The 19,924-nt window shown below is 67.7% G+C and carries 26 protein-coding genes; 17 read left to right on the top strand and 9 right to left on the bottom strand.

The annotated features are described in order from the left end of the window. The first annotated feature begins 67 nt into the window (after positions 1 to 67). The 17 genes from ACT54X_RS08300 (at position 68) to ACT54X_RS08220 (ending at position 9,921) form a co-directional block, all read left to right on the top strand. A complete protein-coding gene (locus tag ACT54X_RS08300) occupies positions 68 to 883 on the top strand; it encodes a hypothetical protein (RefSeq protein WP_476345953.1) in 816 nt (271 codons plus the stop codon). Continuing rightward, positions 880 to 1,545: a hypothetical protein gene (locus ACT54X_RS08295; RefSeq protein WP_476345951.1), complete on the top strand. Its 666-nt coding sequence runs from the start codon at positions 880 to 882 to the stop codon at positions 1,543 to 1,545. Before ACT54X_RS08300 ends, ACT54X_RS08295 begins: the two co-directional genes overlap by 4 nt. Continuing rightward, positions 1,542 to 1,808 carry a hypothetical protein gene (locus ACT54X_RS08290; protein WP_476345949.1) on the top strand — a complete coding sequence of 89 codons (267 nt, stop codon included), beginning with the start codon at positions 1,542 to 1,544 and terminating at the stop codon, positions 1,806 to 1,808. The genes ACT54X_RS08295 and ACT54X_RS08290 overlap by 4 nt, the downstream gene beginning before the upstream one ends. 2 nt (positions 1,809 to 1,810) lie before the next feature. Beyond that, positions 1,811 to 2,188, top strand: a complete 378-nt coding sequence (locus ACT54X_RS08285) for a hypothetical protein (protein WP_476345947.1) — start codon at positions 1,811 to 1,813, stop codon at positions 2,186 to 2,188. Next, complete coding sequence (locus ACT54X_RS08280; RefSeq protein ID WP_476345945.1) at positions 2,185 to 2,424, top strand: hypothetical protein; 240 nt, start codon at positions 2,185 to 2,187, stop codon at positions 2,422 to 2,424. The genes ACT54X_RS08285 and ACT54X_RS08280 overlap by 4 nt, the downstream gene beginning before the upstream one ends. Then, positions 2,417 to 4,354, top strand: coding sequence for a hypothetical protein (locus ACT54X_RS08275; RefSeq protein ID WP_476345943.1), 1,938 nt, complete (start codon positions 2,417 to 2,419; stop codon positions 4,352 to 4,354). The genes ACT54X_RS08280 and ACT54X_RS08275 overlap by 8 nt, the downstream gene beginning before the upstream one ends. Then, positions 4,351 to 4,974, top strand: a complete 624-nt coding sequence (locus tag ACT54X_RS08270; protein WP_476345941.1) for a phiTE_072 family protein — start codon at positions 4,351 to 4,353, stop codon at positions 4,972 to 4,974. Before ACT54X_RS08275 ends, ACT54X_RS08270 begins: the two co-directional genes overlap by 4 nt. Continuing rightward, positions 4,967 to 5,380, top strand: coding sequence for a hypothetical protein (locus tag ACT54X_RS08265; protein WP_476345939.1), 414 nt, complete (start codon positions 4,967 to 4,969; stop codon positions 5,378 to 5,380). The genes ACT54X_RS08270 and ACT54X_RS08265 overlap by 8 nt, the downstream gene beginning before the upstream one ends. 98 nt (positions 5,381 to 5,478) lie before the next feature. Continuing rightward, positions 5,479 to 6,144: a hypothetical protein gene (locus ACT54X_RS08260; protein WP_476345937.1), complete on the top strand. Its 666-nt coding sequence runs from the start codon at positions 5,479 to 5,481 to the stop codon at positions 6,142 to 6,144. After that, positions 6,134 to 6,388 (top strand): hypothetical protein, encoded by a 255-nt coding sequence (locus tag ACT54X_RS08255; RefSeq protein WP_476345936.1) that lies wholly within the window; start codon positions 6,134 to 6,136, stop codon positions 6,386 to 6,388. Before ACT54X_RS08260 ends, ACT54X_RS08255 begins: the two co-directional genes overlap by 11 nt. Then, entirely contained in the window at positions 6,378 to 6,767 is a 390-nt protein-coding gene (locus tag ACT54X_RS08250) for a hypothetical protein (RefSeq protein ID WP_476345934.1), read from the top strand. Before ACT54X_RS08255 ends, ACT54X_RS08250 begins: the two co-directional genes overlap by 11 nt. Continuing rightward, entirely contained in the window at positions 6,754 to 7,239 is a 486-nt protein-coding gene (locus ACT54X_RS08245; RefSeq protein WP_476345932.1) for a hypothetical protein, read from the top strand. The genes ACT54X_RS08250 and ACT54X_RS08245 overlap by 14 nt, the downstream gene beginning before the upstream one ends. Next, positions 7,236 to 7,925 carry a hypothetical protein gene (locus tag ACT54X_RS08240; protein ID WP_476345931.1) on the top strand — a complete coding sequence of 230 codons (690 nt, stop codon included), beginning with the start codon at positions 7,236 to 7,238 and terminating at the stop codon, positions 7,923 to 7,925. The genes ACT54X_RS08245 and ACT54X_RS08240 overlap by 4 nt, the downstream gene beginning before the upstream one ends. Then, the gene (locus ACT54X_RS08235) at positions 7,922 to 8,143 is read left to right on the top strand and encodes a hypothetical protein (protein ID WP_476345929.1); all 222 of its coding nucleotides are present in this window, start codon (positions 7,922 to 7,924) and stop codon (positions 8,141 to 8,143) included. The genes ACT54X_RS08240 and ACT54X_RS08235 overlap by 4 nt, the downstream gene beginning before the upstream one ends. After that, entirely contained in the window at positions 8,140 to 8,670 is a 531-nt protein-coding gene (locus ACT54X_RS08230) for a hypothetical protein (RefSeq protein WP_476345928.1), read from the top strand. Before ACT54X_RS08235 ends, ACT54X_RS08230 begins: the two co-directional genes overlap by 4 nt. After that, positions 8,667 to 8,921 (top strand): DUF4224 domain-containing protein, encoded by a 255-nt coding sequence (locus tag ACT54X_RS08225; protein WP_476345926.1) that lies wholly within the window; start codon positions 8,667 to 8,669, stop codon positions 8,919 to 8,921. Before ACT54X_RS08230 ends, ACT54X_RS08225 begins: the two co-directional genes overlap by 4 nt. Next, the gene (locus ACT54X_RS08220) at positions 8,890 to 9,921 is read left to right on the top strand and encodes a tyrosine-type recombinase/integrase (RefSeq protein ID WP_476345924.1); all 1,032 of its coding nucleotides are present in this window, start codon (positions 8,890 to 8,892) and stop codon (positions 9,919 to 9,921) included. Before ACT54X_RS08225 ends, ACT54X_RS08220 begins: the two co-directional genes overlap by 32 nt. A 198-nt stretch (positions 9,922 to 10,119) precedes the next feature. Here ACT54X_RS08220 and ACT54X_RS08215 read toward each other — a convergent pair whose 3' ends face one another. The 9 genes from ACT54X_RS08215 to ACT54X_RS08175 form a co-directional block, all read right to left on the bottom strand. After that, positions 10,120 to 10,695: a MarR family winged helix-turn-helix transcriptional regulator gene (locus tag ACT54X_RS08215; protein ID WP_294371429.1), complete on the bottom strand. Its 576-nt coding sequence runs from the start codon at positions 10,693 to 10,695 to the stop codon at positions 10,120 to 10,122. 232 nt (positions 10,696 to 10,927) lie between these two features. Then, on the bottom strand, positions 10,928 to 11,695 hold the full coding sequence (locus tag ACT54X_RS08210; RefSeq protein WP_476345922.1) for an SDR family NAD(P)-dependent oxidoreductase: 768 nt from the start codon (positions 11,693 to 11,695) through the stop codon (positions 10,928 to 10,930). 2 nt (positions 11,696 to 11,697) lie between these two features. Continuing rightward, positions 11,698 to 13,299, bottom strand: a complete 1,602-nt coding sequence (locus tag ACT54X_RS08205; RefSeq protein WP_476345920.1) for an ATP-dependent acyl-CoA ligase — start codon at positions 13,297 to 13,299, stop codon at positions 11,698 to 11,700. Beyond that, on the bottom strand, positions 13,286 to 14,023 hold the full coding sequence (locus ACT54X_RS08200) for an ABC transporter ATP-binding protein (RefSeq protein WP_354319662.1): 738 nt from the start codon (positions 14,021 to 14,023) through the stop codon (positions 13,286 to 13,288). Before ACT54X_RS08200 ends, ACT54X_RS08205 begins: the two co-directional genes overlap by 14 nt. Next, complete coding sequence (locus ACT54X_RS08195) at positions 14,020 to 15,807, bottom strand: branched-chain amino acid ABC transporter ATP-binding protein/permease (protein WP_476345918.1); 1,788 nt, start codon at positions 15,805 to 15,807, stop codon at positions 14,020 to 14,022. The genes ACT54X_RS08200 and ACT54X_RS08195 overlap by 4 nt, the downstream gene beginning before the upstream one ends. Continuing rightward, complete coding sequence (locus ACT54X_RS08190; RefSeq protein ID WP_354319661.1) at positions 15,804 to 16,859, bottom strand: branched-chain amino acid ABC transporter permease; 1,056 nt, start codon at positions 16,857 to 16,859, stop codon at positions 15,804 to 15,806. Before ACT54X_RS08190 ends, ACT54X_RS08195 begins: the two co-directional genes overlap by 4 nt. 61 nt (positions 16,860 to 16,920) lie before the next feature. Then, positions 16,921 to 18,090, bottom strand: coding sequence for an ABC transporter substrate-binding protein (locus ACT54X_RS08185; RefSeq protein WP_114803048.1), 1,170 nt, complete (start codon positions 18,088 to 18,090; stop codon positions 16,921 to 16,923). 39 nt (positions 18,091 to 18,129) lie between these two features. Further along, on the bottom strand, positions 18,130 to 18,609 hold the full coding sequence (locus ACT54X_RS08180) for an aromatic-ring-hydroxylating dioxygenase subunit beta (protein ID WP_476345916.1): 480 nt from the start codon (positions 18,607 to 18,609) through the stop codon (positions 18,130 to 18,132). After that, positions 18,606 to 19,919 (bottom strand): aromatic ring-hydroxylating dioxygenase subunit alpha, encoded by a 1,314-nt coding sequence (locus ACT54X_RS08175; RefSeq protein WP_476345914.1) that lies wholly within the window; start codon positions 19,917 to 19,919, stop codon positions 18,606 to 18,608. The genes ACT54X_RS08180 and ACT54X_RS08175 overlap by 4 nt, the downstream gene beginning before the upstream one ends. Between the last annotated feature and the right edge of the window lie 5 nt (positions 19,920 to 19,924).

Genomic DNA, 19,924 nt, shown 5'->3' with positions numbered 1-19,924 from the left:
TCGTGTTGTGGGGCTCCTGCCTCGCATTCATCTGCCTTCTTGCGCTCTTGGCGCTGGAGAACTTCACATGAACGCTGTTGTCGAGCTGCCCAAGCTGCAGCCCGTTCCATCTGGCTCTGCCAGCCCTGCCGCCCTGGTTCTGACGCACGCCAAGACCGTCCAAGAGGTCATGAAGTCCGTCATGAAAGCAGAGGTGCACTACGGAAAGATTCCTGGGGCTGGTGACAAGCCAGTGCTGCTCAAGTCCGGCGCGGAAGTGCTGTGCATGACCTTCCGCATCGCCGACAAGTACGAGGTTGCGGACCTGTCGCAGCCTGGCGCGATCCGCTACCGCGTGTCGTGCGTAGCAGTCCATCAGACGACCGGCGAGATTCTTGGCTCTGGCCTGGGCGAGTGCTCCACCGACGAAGAAAAGTACCGCTGGCGGCGTGCCGTGTGCGATGAGGAATTCGAGGTCACGAACCCGGATTTGCGACGCATCAAGTTCGTGCGCAAGTACGGCAACGTCGAGAAGATCCGCCAGATTCGCACCGAGCCTGCGGACCTTGCGAATACCGTGCTCAAGATGGCCTGCAAGCGCGCCAAGATCGCTATGGTCCTGAACGTCACGGCCGCATCGGACATGTTCAGTCAAGACCTGGAAGACCTGGACGCCGAGCTAGTGCGCCACTTAGCCGAAGACGAGCAGGTAGCCCATCTGCAGGGCTTGCGCGACGAGTGGGCCGGGAAAGCGGCCAAGGCCGAGACGCGGGCCGACCTTGAGAAGGTTTGGAAAGATGGCGTGGCGGTCTTCAACAAGGCGCGCGACAAAGAGGGCTACCAAACCTTTGCCAAGGCCGTGAAGGAGGCCGGTGCCAAGTTCCCGAAGGAGACGCAGGAATGAAGGACATCCTATTCCGCTGCTCCAGCCTGGGCCGCCTGATGACGGAGCCCAAGAGCAAGGCCGAAGGCGTCCTATCCGTAGGCGCCAAGACCTACATCCGCGAGCTTGCCCAGCAAGAGATTTATGGCGTCGAGTTCGAGGCCAGCAGCCGCGAGATGGAAAAAGGCATCCGTCTGGAGCCCGACGCTATTGCGCTGCTCAACAGTGTTCGCGGCCTATCGCTGGTCAAGAACACCGAGCGCCGCACCAATGGCCTGATTACCGGCGAGTGCGATTTGTTCGACGCTGCCCATCGTCGCGGACACGACCTCAAGACCGCGTGGTCCCTAAAGACGTTCCGCGCATTCCAGGCTGACTGCGAAGACAAGCTCTACGAGTGGCAATGCCGGGGCTACATGGCCCTTTGGGATGCCGACGAGTGGGAAGTGAACTGGGCCATGCTGGACACGCCGGATGACCTGATCGGCTACGAGCCGCTCCAGCTTCACGTGGTGTCTCACATCCCTGAGCACTTGCGCCTGACCTCCTGGGTCATCAAGCGCGACGCCGACAAAGAGGCACTGATTCAACAGAAGGTCGAGGCCGCCCGTGCGTACTTTGCGCAGGTCGTTGCCGAGTTCGACCGCACGCACCAACCCCATACCGAGGAACTCGCAGCATGAGCCGCAAATTTGAAGTCACCGCCGTCACCGGCAAGTACCAGGACAACAACGGCAACGAGAAGAGCCGCTACCTCACCATCGGCGCCGTCATCGAGACGCGCAACGGGCTGATGCTCAAGCTGGAGGCGGTTCCAGTTGGATGGGACGGCTGGGCTTACCTCAACGAGCCCAAGGCTAAGGAAGGGCAGCAGACGCATCAGCGCGGCCAGGGTCGCCAAGCGCCGCGCGGCAATGACTTCGGAAGCGATGAACCGCCCTTCTGACCATGCTCCACACCCTCCAATGCAAAGACAAGGGATTAGCCATGCATGACGCTCCCCGCCCCGGCTCCATCCCCGCAGCGTCCGAAGAGCGGGCGGCGTTTGAAGCATTCGCAGCCGAAGCGCGGGCAAGCGGCAAAGCCGTGCTGAGCTGGGAAATCTGGCAGGCGGCATGGACGTCCTGCAGTGCCGCCCTCGCGGCGCCCAAGGCAGAGGCACCCATGGTGCTGCTGCGTCGCCTCGCCGCAATCGTCCAGGCGCGCTGCGACGACACCGACACCGTGCGGATCGAAGGCGAAACCGTACACGTCGGCGCGTTGCTCGATGAAGCCGACGCGTTTCTCGCTCCCACATCCCCTGCACCACAGGAAGAATCCAAATGAGCACCAACAAGCAACCGACGTCGCCCGCTGTCGTCCGGCTCACCGAGGACCTTGCGGACATTCTGGACAGGCGCGTGGCACCCCTGTTCAAGCCTGGCGTCAAGCTGACGCTCATGGCGCGCTATCCCGACAACCCCGAGGCCGATGTGCTGGTGTCGAGCGACACCGATGAAGGCATCCAGGCCGTGCTGGACCGCTCCAAGACCCGCCCCATCGTGGAGGCTGCCCATGACTGAACGACTCATCGCAGCAGCACACATTGCACTGGCCGCGCTGGAGCGCACCGCACATGCCACGGAACAAGATCGCTTGGCCGCGGCTGGCGCACTGCGCGACGCCCTGGCTGCACAGCCCGCAGCCACCGGCCTGACCGACATGGGTTTCATCCTGGAGGCGGCCACGGCCGGCGAATTGGCGGTCTACGATGAGGGTGTCAGCGGCTGCATTCGTGCAGTGACACAGATCCTCGACGGCAAGGACGACGGCAGCGGCAGCAATGCCGAGCCCTGGGGCACGCTGCGTCGTCGTCTGCTGGCTTTGGTGGCTGCACAGCCCGCAGCCGAGCCGACGTGCAAGCACTGCGACGGCACGGGCGAAGTGCTGGCCCACGCTGATACCTGCCACGATGATCTGTGCGCGCTGAACGGCGACGAGCATTCGTGCGTCGGCCGTGTCGAGCCCTGCTCCTGCATTGCCTCGCCAGAGGGCATGCCCCTGAATGCCGAGCGGTTCATCGAAGCCCCCGACGTGCCGGCCGAGGACACTGGCCTCAATGCGTACTACTCGCGCGAGCTGGTGCTGGCGTGCATCCAGGCCGCGATTGACGCTGCACAGCCCGCGGCCGAGCCGGTGGCGTGGATGTGGCGCACTTCCGCGGCATTCCCTAAAGACGTGGCTTTCACCACCGACCGCGACCTGGCCGACAGCGCGCGCGAGAACGGCATGCAGGTGATGCCCCTCTGCGCTGCACAGCCCGCACGGGCGGGCGGGGATGCGTGGCCCAACGGTTGCAGCCGCACTGTGCCCGAGGCGCTGCGATACCTCGCGCAGTATCCGCGGCCCGCAGAGGGCCAGGCGCGCTTCAACGCCGAGCACCTGCTTCAGCTTGCCGACGAAATCGAGCGCGCAGCACTCGCATCAGCACCGCAGCAGGAAGAGGGCGGAGCGATCACCGTCGAGGACAGTCTGCGCACCCGTCTCCGCTGGAGCGAAGAGAAGGTGCAGCAACTGGAGCGCGAGAACCGCAACCTGCGGAGCAAGCTACCCGGTCAGGCCGAGCGTGATGCGGCCCTCATGGACCTGCTGGATGAATCGCGCGCAGCAGCACCGCAGCCCGCCGCCGATACGTCAGCCGGAACCAGCCCGCACCGCCCCTCGGCCGAGTGGTATCGGCAAATGCTCGCGGACACGGAGGGCCTGGACGATGCGTTGCCCTGCGGGGCGTTGGCAGCACCGCAGCCCGCCGCGATCAGCGACACACAAATCGCACAAGCAGTGCGCACGCTGTACGCAAGCGATGAAGCTGCGGCGATGGGCCTGCCCGATGATCTGCGAACCGTCCGCGCAGTGCTATCGCAGCCCGCCGCGGCAGAGCATGTTGTTGACGCCAACAAAATGGTGCGGCCCGATCATCTTGTTGACCTCAACAAAATGTTCCCCCCGGACTTCAATGCGCTCATCGGCTGGCTCGCAGACGAAGCGCACGCGGCGATTCGGGCCGCATACCCAGCAGTTCGCACCGAGAGCCTGGATCGAGCCGTGCAGTCGTACTTCGAGGCTATGCAGCCCGCCGCGAGCACTGTGCCTGCGACCAACGTACACGAGGCCATACCCGGCCCGGATGCGAACCGCATCGCCATTCTGCTGGACACCGTGATCCGGGAGGGCGTGGCAAAGTTGCCGGGTGATGTGCGCGATGCCCTGTACCTCGCGCGCCGCGTCGCGTGCCGCTACACCGTCAAAGGAGACCCGCCGCTCGCAGCACCGGCCGCCGTGGAGCCGAAACCGCTGACGGATGAGCGGCTGCTGGACGTCGCCGACGACTTCCGCTCCCAGTACATGCACGCCGGCACGACGTTCGATGAGTTCGACGCGCTCGGCTTCGCCCGCGCCATCGAACGTGAGCACGGCATCGGCTCCAGCAAGGAAGGCGGGGACGGGGTGTGAAGGTCGAGACCGGCAAAGTCACCATCGTGCGGATCGGCGACATCATGGGCAAGCCCTACTTCTTGGACCCGATCCGCGTCACGCTGGACGACATCGAGCCCGGCAAGGGCCGCATCACCATCGAGTGCTGGGGCAAGGCCTGGGCGAGCTACTGGGGCGGCATGGGCTCGCGCACCATCGCGCAGTTCTTCACCTCGTGCGACAACGACTACCTGATTCAGAACCTCACCAGCGGCCAGCGGGTTGAGCGGCATCGGTACAGCGGTGAAGCGCTGGCCGCATTCGCGCGCAAGACCATCTGCCGGCGCCGCCGGTGGCGGGATCGAAGCACGCGCGCCAAATACGAACGTCTGGATCGTGATGCGGCCCGTGATCTGTTCGATGAGGCTGAGGATCTGGAATCCTGCGAGACCCCAGATTCGTGCTGGGACGAGTCGCGGTTGCTGACCATGATTTTCGGCGACGAGTGGTGGTATGCCCTCGGTCCCGAGTCTCAGGAGCTCAACCCCGAATACGACTACCTCTGCCGCATCTGCAATGCGGTGCGCGACGCCCTGCGCTCCATCAGGGACGAGTCAGCCCCTGTCGGCTCCAGCAATGCGGAGGCTGGCCATGAGTGACGCCGAGGAAATCACGAAGCTGCGACGGCAGCTTGCCGCAGCACAGTCGGTCATCAAGGCGCAGGAGGCGCGGCTTTCCAACGCGGCGCAACTGGCCGACAAGCACCGCGAGGCCATCGCCACGCTGCAATCCGAGCGCGATGCCAATGCAGTGTTGACCGCCGCCGTCGAGTCGCTGCGTGCCGACGCTGAGCGCCTGGACTGGCTGGACAGCATGAATGCCGCCCTCAACAAGCGAAACGGCACGGTGTACGGGTGGAAGCTGATCCTCAGCCCGAACATCGTGCGCCTGCTGGCGGAGCACCACGCTGAAGGCCGCAAAGGTCACATCGACCTGAACGATGCCAACGCACGCATGCCGGCATCATGCCGAGCCGCTATCGACGCAGCACGGGCCAAGCCATGACCTACGCCCCAGTCTGCCCCCACTGCCGCACAGGAGAGCCCTTCTACCGCCTGGGATGCCAGGGATGCATGCGGAGGAAGGCCGAAGCTCCGCGCAAGGTGGCAGCGCTCTACGTGGAAACCGGTGGCTGCTACTTCGGCGTCGAGGGTGTCGATCCGTGGGACGAGGCACGCGATGCCCGCAAGTACGCCGGCCCGCATCCGGTCGTTGCGCACCCGCCGTGCCAGCGCTGGGGTAGGTACTGGCACGGCAGCACGCGCAAGCCGCACATGCACAAGCTCGGCGACGATGGCGGGTGCTTCTCCGCTGCGCTATGTGCCCTGCGCCGCTTCGGTGGCGTGCTGGAGCATCCGTGCGACTCGCATGCCTGGGCGCACTTTGGGCTGGCCAAGCCGCCGCGCACTGGTGGATGGGTCGAGGCCGCTCCGGGCATGTGGACGTGCTGCGTCTACCAGGGCCACTACGGGCACCTGTCGGGCAAGGCGACGTGGCTGCTGGTGTCCGGCGTGCGACTTGAGGCCCTGCCGGCGCTGCGCTGGGGCAAGACCGAGCAGCGCATCCACCCCGTGGCCCTGGAGCGCTATGGGTACGAGAAGGCCCGGCGCATCGGAATGATGGCCATGGTCGGCGGCAAGGACAAAACCCGCATCCGCAACGCGACCCCACCGGCGTTCCGCGACGTGCTGCTGAGCATCGCCCGCTCTGTCAGCCTGGATCACCGGATCATCGAGACGACGAAGAAGGAGATGTGCGATGCCCAGTGAACGAATCCTGACCCAGGCCCAGGCCCAGGCTGTCTACAGCGCCATGTGCGCGCTCAACAGCGCGGGTGGTCGCGCTTCGATCCAGTTGCCAGGCTTGGTCGGCGCTTACGAAAAGTCAACCGGCGCCGTGGTCGTCTTCAACGCGGACCGTGAGGCTGCCGTGCTCACGGAGTCCTACGCCGACCAGCACGCCTTCGCCACCGCCTACGGCCTGCACGCCAAGGAGCCCAGCAATGCCCGGTGAATTCACGCGCGAGGACTACGAGCACGCGGCAAGGGCTGCGGGGCTCACCATCACATGGGGCACCGCATCCATCGTTGGAGATACCGAGGTTGATTGCACTGATCTCGCGGAAGTGGATGGCATGGCTTGGGATCCTGCGTGGGACGACGGCGATGCACTGCGGATGCTGGCTGCGATCTCTTATCGGACCAAGGCACTCCGCCTGATGTTCCCCGAGTTCAACGATGGATGGGCAGTGATTGACGACTATTCCGTTGATGTGAAGACCCGGGCGCACGACTATTCGGACCCATGCAAGGCAGTTCGAGAGGCCGCGATGCGCTTCGCCATCAAAGTCGGCAAGTCCAAGGCACAGAAAGGCCACCATGAGCACCGCTGATCTGCCCGAGCCCACCATCGATCAAGCGCGCCAGCTTGGCGAGAAAGGCTCACCTGCGAGGGAATCGGAGCGCCTCCTGTTCGAGGCCTGGATGGGCGGCCACTGCTGGGCCATTGGCGGCGCCTGGAACGGCAAGCAGTACAAGGCCTCCGACGAGGACGGCTCGCGCGTGAATCAGCAAGCCATGCTGACGCGCATGCTGTGGGCTGCTTGGCGAGACCGCGGATCGCTGGAGGCCGACCAGCTCCGCGCATACGGCGAAAAGCGCGCCAGGGAGGCGGCGCCAGAGGGCTGGAAGCTGGTGCCGGTTGAGCCCACGCCGGAAATGGTTGCCAACGCCATGAAGGAGTGCGGCGGCATTGGCGCAGGCTCCTGCGGTGAGCATTCCGGAGCAGACGGTGACGACATGCGGTCGGTATGGGACGCCATGCTCGCCGCCTCCCCCTCCCCCGACATGCTGGAGAAGAGATGAAAGAACGTCCGATCCTTTTCAGCGCGCCGATGGTGCGTGCATTGCTGGCCGGCACGAAGACGCAGACTCGGCGGGTTGTGAAGCCACAGCCGCCTGAACGTACTTACAAAGTCCTGCCCTACCATCATCCTGATCCGCGCCAGCACTTCTATGCGTGGGTGGACAGCGACCCGCCGCGCGACACATGCGCTTGCTCAAACTGGTGTCAGCCATGCCCATACGGCCAGCCCGGTGACCGACTATGGGTGCGGGAAACATGGAACCGCACGAACCCAGGCGGGGACGATGGCGTGTACTACTACCGAGCGGACACGCACTTCCCGGCCTCGATAGGCGGCAGCCCGATCTGGAGCGATGCGCTTTGGCGCCCAAGCATATTCATGCCTCGCGCAGCGTCTCGCATCTTGCTTGAGGTGACCGAAGTGCGCGCGGAACGGCTGAACGACATCAGCGACGCGGATGCGGTGGCCGAAGGCATTGAAACGATGCCTGAGCACGACAAGGATGCACGACCGACCGGTCGCACGCTCGGGCTGGAGCGCTGGCCGGGTGATGAACCGCATTGGGGCCGTCCGCAGGATGCCTACGCCGCTTTGTGGGAAAGCATCAACGGCGCCGGCAGTTGGGATGCCAACCCGTTCGTGTGGGCCGTCAGCTTCCGCGTCATCAAGGGAGGCCAGCCATGACCACCATGACCACTGTTGAACTCACGCTCGGCGAGCGCAAGCAGATCGCCGAGATCCTGGGCCGCCGCGCGAATGAGATCGCCCGCTTCTCGGATGAATACCGCCGCGACGGCAAACATTTCGGGAGCGTGGAGTTTGCTCTGACGCGCGAGATTGAGCGCCTGCGCCGGCTGTCCGAAAAGGTCGGGCCGCCTGAACCTGAGGAGGACGAGGGATGACCACCATGCGCACCGAGAAGCCTGTGCTCGACATTGAGGCATTCACATGCACGCACAAGATCGGCGTGAAGCGCATTGCGGCCTGGCTGACAGGCACGAAGCGCATGGCCGTCGTGATGGCCGAGCGCGTCGTCACCAGCCAGACCGAGACGCCGGACGCGATTGCTTGGTCGACGCGCGGAGAGTCGATCCTTGTGGAAGTCAAGGTCAGCCGCTCCGACTTCCTGGCCGACAGGCACAAGTCGTTCCGGCGCTACGAGGAGCTGGGCGTGGGCCAGCTGCGCTACTTCGCCGCGCCGCGCGGCCTGCTCAAGCCCGAGGACATGCCTGAAGGCTGGGGCCTGCTGGACATTCACCAGTATCAGGTGCGCGAAGTCGTGAAGCCGGCGCTCAAGCCGGCCAACCGCACCGCGGAGGTGTGCATGCTCGTCTCCGCAATCCGGCGCCTGGAGCTGGCAGCAACCGTCTTTGTCCGCCACGAAGACCCAGCCGAGCGGGCCAACGCGCCAGCGGAGGAGCATCGATGAGCGGCCTGACCCTCTCCGACGACGACCTGATCACGCTGACCGGGTATCGGCGCCCAGCCAAGCAATTGGACGTGCTGCATCGGGCCGGCTTCTTCCGTGCCCGCATGTCCGAGAATCGCGAAGGCGTGATCTTGGAGCGCGCCCACTACGAGGCGGTGTGCAGCGGAAAGGTCGAGGCCGCGCGCCCGAAGGTCCAACCCCCACCCAACGCGAGACGCCATGGCCCGAGAGTTGCCGCCCAGGGTCTATGAGAAGGCCGGCAGCTACTGGCACGTCCGGGCCGTCGGTGAGCGCAGGATATGGACGAAGCTCTGCCGGGTAGCCGAGGGGCTGCCGACCATGTACCGCAAACTCGCGGACGTGGAGGCGATCCGGGGTATGGATGACGCCATGCCGAAGGTGGTGGCCGACTGGCTGGAAGAGGTGTCATCCCGGCACACCCAGAAGACCCAGGAGAACGACGCCTACAAGGCCCGCGCCATCGCGGCATCGTTCAAGGGCTTCCGTGCGTCCGAGGTCACGCCGCCGGACGTGATCGAGTTCCTGCGGTACTACAAGGACCGTGGGCGTTCGTACAACGCATACCGGTCCCTCATGCGCGAGCTGATGCGCTTCGCCGAAGAAAAGGGCTACCGGCCGCCCGGCAGCAACCCTGTCGCGTCGCTCAAGACCATCAGCATCAAGCCGCGGGATCGGTACATCACGGACAGTGAACTCCGACGAATCAAGGTGGGCGCCATGTACGGCGGCCCTGGCCAGCGCCAGCGTACGCGCAACCGGTCGGGCCCGATGATCTGCGCGCTGATCGACATGGCCTACCTGACCGGCCAGCGGGTCGGTGACTTGATCAAGCTGGAGTGGGCGCACATCGACCGCGCCGGCATTCACTTCCAGCCTGGCAAGACGGCGAAGAGCACAGGCGTGCGCATCACCGTGGAGTGGACGCCGAAGCTGGAGGAGCTGGTCGCGCGGATCAAGGCGATGAAGCGCGTCAACCTGCGATGGGTGTTCACCACCCAGGACGGGCAGAAGTACAGCTACCGGGGTGTCAACAGCGCGTGGGCGCGAGCCCTGGAGCGGGCCGGCGTGAAGGACTGCCACTTCCACGACATCCGAGCCAAGGCGCTGACGGACAAAGACTTCCGCGAAGGCATGGAGCAGGCGCGCACGATGGGCGGCCACAGCACGCCGAACCAGACGGCCACCTACGTGCGCCATCGCACGGCAAAGAAGACCTCGGCGACCCGATGAACGTTTCTAACGATCCCTGCGTAAACCCACTTAATAGTGGGTGGAAATCGCATGGTACCGTTAGAAAATCAGCAGGTAAGTCGTTGATGCCGTTAGTTTGCGTTGCTGCTTTGGGAGCAGAGGGTCGCGAGTTCGAATCCCGCCGTTCCGACCAATCCATGCGAATGCCCGCAGTGACTTCGGCCACTGCGGGCGTTTTCATTTGCGCGGCTTGCGCGCCGCGCGCTTCTCGGCCCCCGCGCCGCCTTCCGCCTCGGCGGGCTTCTGCACCAGATGCACCCGCAGGCGGCCCAGGTGCTCGTACAGGGCTTCCTTGTTGCCAGCGGGCAGGCCCTGGAACATGGCGATCAGCCATTTCTCGTGCTCGGCCGCCATGGCGGCGAATTCGGTGCGGCCCTTGTCGGTCAGGCACACGCGCCAGGACCGGCGGTCTTCGGGGTCGTCGATGCGCTCGACCAGACCCTCTTTCACCAACTGATCGGTCAGGCCCGTCACATTGCCGCCGGTCACCATCAGGTAGCGCGACAGCACATTCATGCGCAGCCCCTCCGGATAGCGGTCGAGCTGGGCCAGATAGTCGAAGCGCGGCAGCGTGGTGCCGAAACGGGTGCGCAACTGCTGGCGGATCTGCTGCTCGATCTGTGTGCTGCAGGCCAGGAGGCGCAGCCAGATCTTGGTGTCCAGGTGGTCGTCGACCTGGGCACGGGCCTCCAGGCCGATGTGTTCGTCGCCCAGCGACTCGACGAGGCGGAAATGCTTGGAATGGGTGGCCATTCGGGTTGTCCTGTTGTTGTGTCTTCACTCACGCTCGTGGGTCCGCAGCGCCCCAGCACGCCCGAACCCGCCGGCCAGCGCACGCCGGCTCCCTGCCGCCGAGCATAGCCGGCAGGTCCGCCTTCGGCTGTCGGCGCCGGGCGTGCCCATCACCTCGCCCACGCGAGCCGTTCGCCGGCTGCACGCCGATGGGTGTCCGGTGAAGGAAGACCGTGTGTCGCGCAATGGGCCATCAACGCATCAGCCGCCCGCCATTGATGTCCAGCGTGGCGCCCGTGATGAAGGCCCCCGCGTCCGATGCCAGAAAGACCGCCGCCGCGCCGACCTCCTCGGGCTCGCCGAAACGGCCCAGGGGAATGGCGCTCAACAGTCCTTCCTGCCGGTCGGGCGCCAGGGCCTCCAGCGCCGGACTGCGGATGGCCGCCGGGGCCAAGGCATTGACGGTGATCCGGTCGGCCGCCAGTTCCGTGGCCAAGCCGCGCGTGAGCGCCAGGATGCCGGCCTTGGAGGCGGCGTAATGGAGGCCCGTGGCCGCGCTCGCCTGCTGACCGGCGAGCGACGCCAGGTTGATGATCCGACCGCCCTGCCCCCGCAAGCGCATGTGCGCACCCAAGGCACGGCAACCCAGGAAGCAGCCGCGCAGGTTGACGGCCATGAGGGCGTCCCATTCCTCCACCGCGATGTCCCACAGCGGAGTGGAGGCGGTGCGCGCCGCGTTGTTGACGAGCACGTCGACGAAGCCCCACGCGTTGCAGCCGGCCTGCAGCATGTGCTGCCAGCCGGCCTCCGCCGCGACGTCCGCCACCACGGCCCGCACCTCCAGCCCTTCGGCCCGCAGTGGTGCGGCAGCGTCGTGCACCGCCGCCTGCGCGTCGGCCATCAGCACGCGCGCACCGGCCTGTCCCAGCGCATGGGCCATGGCCAGGCCCAGCCCCTGCGCCGCGCCGGTGACCAGGGCCACGCGGCCGGCCAGCACGGGGGCGGAAGGTGGCACCGGCATGCTCAGGCCCGGCGGGCGCGCGCCTGCGGCGGCCGCTCCCACGCGGTGGGCGTGACGCCACGCTCGCGCAGCTTGTACTTCTGCACCTTGCCGTTCTCGGTGCGCGGCAGGTCGTCGACGATGTCGAACCAGCGCGGCACCGCAAAGTACGGCAGGCGCGCTTCGCACCATTCGGCCAGTTCCTGCGACGCCGGGGCCTGGCCCTCGCGCAGGATCAGCGCGGCCATCACCTCGTCCTCGGCCAGCTCGGAGCGCACGGGGTACACCGCCACGGTCGCAACGGCCGGATGGCTCTGCAGCACCTGCTCGACCTCGAAGGAAGAGATGTTCTCGCCCCGGCGGCGGATCGCGTCCTTGATTCGGTCCACGAAGCGCAGGGCGCCATCGGGCTCGCGCACCACGCGGTCCCCGGTGTGGAACCAGAGGTTGCGCCAGGCCTCGACGGTCTTTTCGGGCATGTTGAAGTAGCCGCTCGCGAAGGCATGCGGCTCATGCGCGCGCAGCAGCAGCTCGCCGGCCTGGCCGTCGGGCAACTCGGCATCGTGCTCGTCGGCCACGCGGGCCTCGAAGCCGGGCAGCACCCAGCCCATCACGCCACCGCGCGGCGAATCGGGCGCGGTGGCGATGACGAAGTTGGTCTCGGTGGAGCCATAGCCTTCGAGCAGGCGCACGCCGGTGCGGGCCGCGAAGGCCTGGCCCGCGGCGCCTGGCACGCCCGGGCCCAGTCCGATGCGCACGCGGTGCTCGCGTTCGGCGGCGCCTTCGGGCTGCGCAAGCAGGATCGGCACCATGGCGCCCAGCAGGTAGACCACCGTGGCGCCGCAGGACCGCATCGAAGGCCAGAAGCCCGAGGCCGAGAAGCGGCCTTCGAAGACCACCTCGGCGCCCGACAAACAGGCCTGGGCAAAGGTGTTGAGGGCATTGATATGGAACAGCGGCAGCGTGGTGCACAGCACATCGTCGGCGCGCACGCCCAGCACGCGCAGGCTGTTGACGCCCCACCAGTGGTACTGGGCATGCGGGCACAGCACGCCCTTGGAGGGGCCGGTGGTGCCCGAGGTGTAGAGGATGGCGAGCGTGTCGGCCGGGCCGGTCTCTGCCGCGGCGACTTCTTCGCCGGGCGCGGGCCAGGCCTCGACGGTCACGCCCGGCAGGTCGATGCCATCGCCCTCGCCTTCCAGCACCCAGACGCGCTGCAGCGACGTGCGCGCCAGGTCGGCCGTGGCCAGCCGTAGCAGGTACTGCGCCTCGATGACCAGCAGCTTCGCCTGGCTGTTGGCCAGGAAGTATTCGATCTGCGGCCCCATGGACGCCGTGTTGACCGGCACGGCCACCGCGCCGGCCCAGCCGCAGCCGAGAAAGGCTTCCAGAAACTCCGGCCGGTTGCCCGCGAGGATGGCCACACGGTCGCCGCGTTCGATGCCGGCAGCCTGCAGCGCGCCCGCCCGGGCCGCGGCGCGGTGCGGCACCTCGCCATGCCCCCAGCGCTGGCCGCCGATGCGCACCCCCGGCGCGTCGCCGAAGCGCTCGGCCTGCCGCCGCAGCATCTGCGGCAGCGTGCGCTGCGCCACCGGCAGCAGGGCGTCGGCCTCAGTCGTCGTCATGGGTGCCGCCGCCCAGGTAGGTCGCACGCACGCGCTCGTCGTCGGCGAGCGCCGCCGAGTCGCCCGACAGCGCCACCTCGCCCGTCTCCAGCACGTAGCCGAAGTCCGAGCTTTCCAGCGCGGCGCGGGCGTTCTGTTCCACCAGCAGGATCGAGACGCCGTCCTCGCGCAGCTGCCGCACGATGGACAGGATCTCCTGCACGATGAGCGGCGCCAGCCCCAGGCTGGGCTCGTCGAGCATCAGGAGGCGCGGCGCGGACATCAGCGCGCGGCCCACGGCCAGCATCTGCCGCTCGCCGCCCGAGAGCGTGTCGGCCCGCTGCCCGCGGCGCTCCGCCAGGCGCGGAAAGCGCGCGTACACGCCGTCGAGGCGCTGGCGCAGCGCGTCCGAACGCAGGCGGCGCGAGTAGGCGCCCAGGCGCAGGTTGTCCAGCACGGTGAGTTCGCCGAAGAGTTCGCGCTTCTCGGGCACCAGGCACAGGCCGCGCTCGACACGCGATTCGACGTCGAGCCCGGCCAGGTCCTCGCCCTCGAAGCGGATCGTGCCGCGCGAAGGCAGCAGGCCCATGGCCGCCGCCAGCAGCGTGGTCTTGCCCGCGCCGTTGGGCCCGATGACCGAGATGATCTGCCCCGGCTGCAAGGCCAGCGAGACACCGCGCACCGCCTCGACCTGGCCGTAGCCCACGTGCAGGTCGGCGATCTCCAGCATGGGCGTATCGCTCATACCGTGCTCCCCAGGTAGGCCGCCTGCACCCGCTCGTCGGCGCGCACCGCGGCGGGCACGCCCTCGACCAGCTTGGAGCCGAAGTTCATGACCACCAGGCGGTCCACCAGCTTCATCACGAAGTCCATGTCATGTTCCACGATCAGGATGGTCACGCCCTCGTCACGCAGCTTGCGCAGCAGGTCGCCCAGGGCCATCTTCTCCTTGCGGCGCAGGCCCGCGGCGGGCTCGTCCAGCACCAGCAGCACCGGGTCGGCCGCCAGGGCGCGGGCGATCTCCAGGATGCGCTGAGTGCCCAGCGGCAGGGCGCCGGCCATCTCGTGCGCCCGGTCGCCCAGGCCGATGCGGTCCAGCTGGCGCTGGGCCTCCTGCAGGATCTGGCGCTCTTCCTGCCGGTCCAGCCGCAGGCCGGCGCGCAGCACGCCGGCTCCGGCACGCGCATGGGCACCCAGGGCCACGTTGTCCAGCAGGCTCATGTGCGGACGCAGCTTGACGTGCTGGAAGGTGCGCGCCAGGCCCAGCCGGGCCACGTCGCGCTGCTGCATCGTGCTGATGTCCTGGCCCAGGAACTGCACCCGGCCCGAGGTCATCTGCGCCGTGCGCGTGAGCAGGTTGAACATGGTCGACTTGCCCGCGCCGTTGGGCCCGATCAGGCCCACGATCTCGCCGGCCTGCACGTCGAAGCTCACGTCGTTGACCGCCACCAGCCCGCCGAAGCGCTTCACGGCGCCCTGCACCGACAGCAGCGGCGTGCCGCGCGCCGGCATGGCGCGCTGCGCCAGGGGCGGCACCGGTGCGGCCAGTTCGGGCACGGCGACGGGCGCGCGTGCACCGCGGCGAAGGCGCCAGCGGCGCACATAGCCCATCACGCCGCCGCGCGCGAAGTGCAGCAGCGCGATGAACAGGGCCGCGAAGGTCACGGCTTCCAGCTGGCCGGCCCATTGGGTGACCAGCGGCAGCACGTCCTGCAGCACGTTCTTGAGCACCAGCACCAGGCCCGCGCCCACCAGCGCGCCCGCCAGGCTGCCCAGGCCGCCGGCCAGGGCCATCAGCAGGTACTCGATGCTGGCCCGCACGTCGAAGGGCGAAGGGCTGACGAAGCGGTTCATGTGCGCATAGAGCCAGCCCGCCAGCCCCGCGAACAGCGCGGCCGTGACGAAGAGCGTGAGCTTGACGCGGTAGGCATCGGCTCCCACGCTCGCCAGCAGCGTGGCGCCGCCGCGCAGCCCGCGGATGGCGCGGCCGGGTCGCGAATTGAGCAGGTTGTGGCTGAACAGGCAGGCCAGGCCCACGATGGCCCAGATCAGGTAGTAGATGGAGCGCGGATCCGACAAGGCCCAGCCGCCGATTCGCAGCGGCGGAATGTTGGACAGGCCCGTATGCCGCCCCAGCCCGTCCACGTTGCCGAAGAGCAGCGCGATCGACAGCCCCCACGCGATGGTGGACAGCGGCAGGAAGTGCCCGCCCAGCCGCAGCGTGAGCGCGCCGATGGCCAAGGCCGAAAGGCCCGTCAGCAGCAGCGCGAAGGGCAGCCCCAGCCAGGGCGACAGGCCCTGCGCCGTGGTGAGCCAGGCCGTCGAGTAGGCCGCAATGCCCACGAAGGCTGCCTGTCCGAACGACGTGGCACCGCCCACGCCGGTCAGCAGCACCAGCCCCAGCGCCACCAGCGCGCCGATGCCGATGTCGTTGAGCAACGAGACGGTGAAGCTGCCGGCCACCGCCGGCAGCAGGGCCAGCACGACGACCACCGCCGCGATGACGAATGCGGAAGTGCCGCGCTTCATTGGTCGATCTCCTCGGCTTCTTCCTCGTGGTGGCGCGCCATGTACGAGCGCGCCATCAGCACCGGGATCAGCAGGCTGAACACGATCACGTCCTTGAGCGCCCCGCTCCAGAAGGAGGCAAAGCTTTCGATGATGCCGACGGCCAGCGCGCCGATGGCCGTCACCGGGTAGCTCACCAGCCCGCCAATGATGGCGGCCACGAAGGCCTTCAGGCCGATGATGAAGCCCGAGTCGTAGTACATCGTAGTGACGGGCGCGATCAGCACGCCGATCAGCCCCGCCAGCAGCGAGGCGCAGCCATAGGCCAGCAGCGCGGTGCGCGCGGGCCGGATGCCCACCAGCCGCGCACCCGTGCGGTTGACCGCGGTGGCCCGCAGCGCCTTGCCGGTCACGGTGCGCTCGAACACCAGGAAGAACAGGCCGCTGAGCACGATGGCCGCACTCACCATCAGCACCACCTGGCCACTGACGGTGAAGCCGTCGCCGAGCGTGAACGTGGCTGAGGTCAAGGCGCTGGTGCGCGAGCCCTCGGGCCCGAAGAACAGCAGGCCCAGGCCCGACAGCAGGAAATGCAGCGCCAGCGAGACGATCAGCAGCACCAGCCCCGAGGCATCGGCGATGGGCTGGAAGACCACCCGCGCCAGCAGCGGTGCGACCGGCACCACCAACAGCACCGAGGCCACGATCTGCAGCGCGACCGGCACGCCGGCGCGCGCGGCGGCCCAGGCGATGGCGCAGGGCACCAGCGGCAGCACGCCCCACAAAAGCAGTGCCTTCGGAATGTGCCGCGACTCGCCCTTGCGCAGCAGGCTGCCCACCTCGGTGAGCAGCGCCAGCGCGGCCAGGAAGATCACCATGCCGATGGTGGGCGGCAGCTTGCCGGTCTCGAAGGCGGCCAGCGTCAGCGCGGAAAAAGCCGCGATGTCGCCGAAAGGCACGAACACCACCCGCGTGACCGAGAAGATCAGCACCAGTCCGATGCCGGCCAGCAGATAGATGGCACCGTTGGCCAAACCGTCGATGCCCAGGATGAGGGCGACGTCCCAGGTCATGGTCTGGCGGTCCTTTGCGTCATTGCGTTCTTTCCCATGTGTCGGATGCGTCCGCGGGCGCTCAGGGCGCCAGCTTCCACTGGCCCTTGTCGAGCGTGACGATCACGCGGGCGCGCTCGTCCACGCCGTACAGGTCGCCGGGCTTGAAGTTGTAGACGCCGTGCGTGCCCACCACCTCGCGGGTGCTGAAGATGGCATCGCGCAGGGCGGCGCGGAACTCGGGCGTGCCGGGCTCGCCCTTGCCGGCCGCCAGCACGCGCTGGGCGGCGTCGGCGAACACCAGCCAGCCGTCGAAGGAATAGGCCGAGAAGGCATCGCTGGTGGGCGCGTTGTTGACCTTCTGGTAGATGTCTCGGAAGGCCAGGCCCATCTTGCGGGTCGGATGGTCGGCCGGCAGCTGCTCGGCCACGATGACGGGGCCGGTGGGCATCAGCGCGCCCTGCCCCGCCGCGCCGACCACGCGCACGAAGTCGGGGTTGATCAGCCCGTGCTGGCCATAGACCTTGCCCTTGAAGCCGCGCTCGGCCAGGGCCAGGAAGGGCAAGGCACCCGGCGTGCCGGCACCCCCGGTCATCACCGCGTCGGGCCGCATGGCCAGCAGCTTGAGCACCTGGCCGGTGACCGACTGGTCGGAGCGTGCATAGCGCTCGTTGCCCAGCACCTGAATGCCGGCATCCTTGGCCGCCTGGTTGAGGGCGCTGAACACCAGGTCACCCCAGGCGTCCGAGAAGCCGATGTAGCCCACGCTGCGCACGCCGTCCTTCTTCATGCGCTGTACCACCGCGTCGATCATCAGCTGCGTGGGCTGGGCCACCGTCATCACCCAGGCGTTGTCCGCCGGGTTCAGCAGGATGGGCGTGAGGCCGATCATCGGCACCTTGGCATCGCGGCCCACCTGCGCCATGGCGATGGCGGCGGGCACGCCCGAGGTGCCCATCAGCACGTCGACCTTGTCCTCTTCCACCAGCTTGCGGGCGTTGCGGCCGGCAGTGGTGGGGTCGGAGCCGTCGTCCAGCACGATGAGCTGCACCTTGCGCCCGGCAATCTCGCCCTTGTAGGCCAGCGCGGCCTGCATGCCCTTGGCATAGGGCACGCCCAGCGAGGAGTTCGGGCCGGAGAGCGACACGCTCAGGCCGACCTTGAGGTCGGCCGCCTGGGCGGCAACCGCGGCCGCGACCAGGGCACCGGCAGCCAGCGCACCGCGGCCGAGGGACATCAGCTTCTTCTTCATGGAGGAACTCCTGGTTGGGAGAGGCAGGGACGGAAGGGACTAGACGAACAACTGGATGGCCGGCAGCGGCTGGCCCGCATCGAGCAGGTTGACCCGCTTCTCGCGGATCAGCCAGCCCAGCGGACCGCCGGGCACGAGCGTGTGGATGCAGTGGCCGGCGAGCAGCACCTGCTGCGGGCCGCGAGATTCGATGTAGAGGAAGGCGGTGCGCAGGCGGATGGACTCGCCGCCGGCCGGTGTGGCGGACAGACGCCGAGGTGCCTGCAGCACATGCTGGCAACGGCTGGCCGGATGCTGCGAATGGGCACGCGGGCTGTGCAGTCGCTTGACGCGCAGTTCGAGCAGCAGCCGGTCTTCGAGCGCCAGCGCGTTGTGGGTCTGGTCGTCGGCCTGCGCAGCGCCCTGCAGCGGGATCCAGTAACGGCCATCGGGCGCGAAGAGGGCCAGCCAGTCGTCCCAGCAGCGGTCGTCGATCAGCTCGGCTTCGTGGACGACGAAGTCCTCGGCAGAAAGCGTCATGCGGCCTCCCCCATCCACCGTGCCCACGCGCGGAACTGGTTGCGCATGAGGCGCTCGTCGGTGCCGCTGGTCTCTTCCACCACGTCGCTGCGCTCGCCCTCGGCAAAGCCGCGGTGCAGGCTGACCCATTCGTTGCCCTCGCCGCGCAGGCCCTGCTGCATGCTCTCGAACAGGTGCACGTCGTCATGCGCCACCACCGACATGGGCGAGAACACCAGCCGGTTGTAGTTCATCGAACGTTGCAGCAGCAGCTCGGGGGCGCCCTCGGCGCGGAAGCTCCAGGCCTCCACCAGCGTGCGGTCCGCCGCCAACGGGCGGATCACGCGGATGGCCTGCGGCGAGCCCTTGACCGACAGGCTGGGAAAGAGCACCGCGTTCTGCGGCGAGCGCTGCAGCACCTCGTTGGCGCGCTCTTCGCCCAGAGCGGCGCGCAGCGCGTCCTCATAGTCCTGCAGCTGCGCGTAGCTGGAATGGATGCTGAAGCGCGTGCCCAGCACGCTGTGGCCGTTGGGGTACACGCGCCCGCCCATGCGGTCGAAGAAGTCGTAGCCCGAGCCGAAGGGCAGGATCTGCTCCATGGCCATGGGCTTGGGCGCATCGGCCGGCTGGTCCTTCCACAGTGCGTTGGCCGCCTGGGTGGCCGACTCATGCGTGGACATGGGATGCACCGTGTCGTTGATGTTCTCCAGGTACATCTTCCAGTTGCAGTGGATGACGTTGCGCAGCACCCCACCCGCCACCGTCAACCGCCGCTCGGGCGAGCGGTCGACCATGTTGTCGATCACCTGCAGGATGTCGCCGAAGTAGTCGTCGAAGGCGGGGCCCTGCTTCGCCAGCCGCACGAAGACGAAGTCCCGGTACACGGCGAGGCCTGCCACGGGCTGTAGGCCCTGGCCCGATTCGCACTGCGCCAGACCCGTGCCCTCGTAGCCCGCCTTCAGTGGCAGGGCCAGCGCCGCGCCGTCCAGCTTGTAGGTCCAGGCGTGGTAGGGGCAGCGGAAGAAGCGGCCGGTGTTGCCGCGCTCTTCGGTGACCAGTTGGGCGCCCTTGTGAGCGCAGCGGTTGTAGAAGACGCCCACGCCGCCATCGGCCTGCCGCACCATGAGGAGCGGCCGGCCCGCGATCTCCCGCGTGCAGTAGTCGCCGGCAGCCGGCACCTCGCTCGCGTGGCCGGCAAACTGCCAGGTGCGGGCGAAGAAGCGCTCCTGCTCCAGCGCGAAGAGCTCCTGGCTCAGGTACAGGTCGCGGTGAACGCGCCGGTCCTGCACCAGGGCCTGGATCGCGGCGGGGTCGTGGCGGTAGGCGGTCATGGCCG

The organism is Pseudacidovorax sp. DMC4 (genome assembly GCF_056314265.1).
Note: the sequence above shows the minus strand (reverse complement) of the source record. Positions and strands in the feature narration are given on the sequence as shown.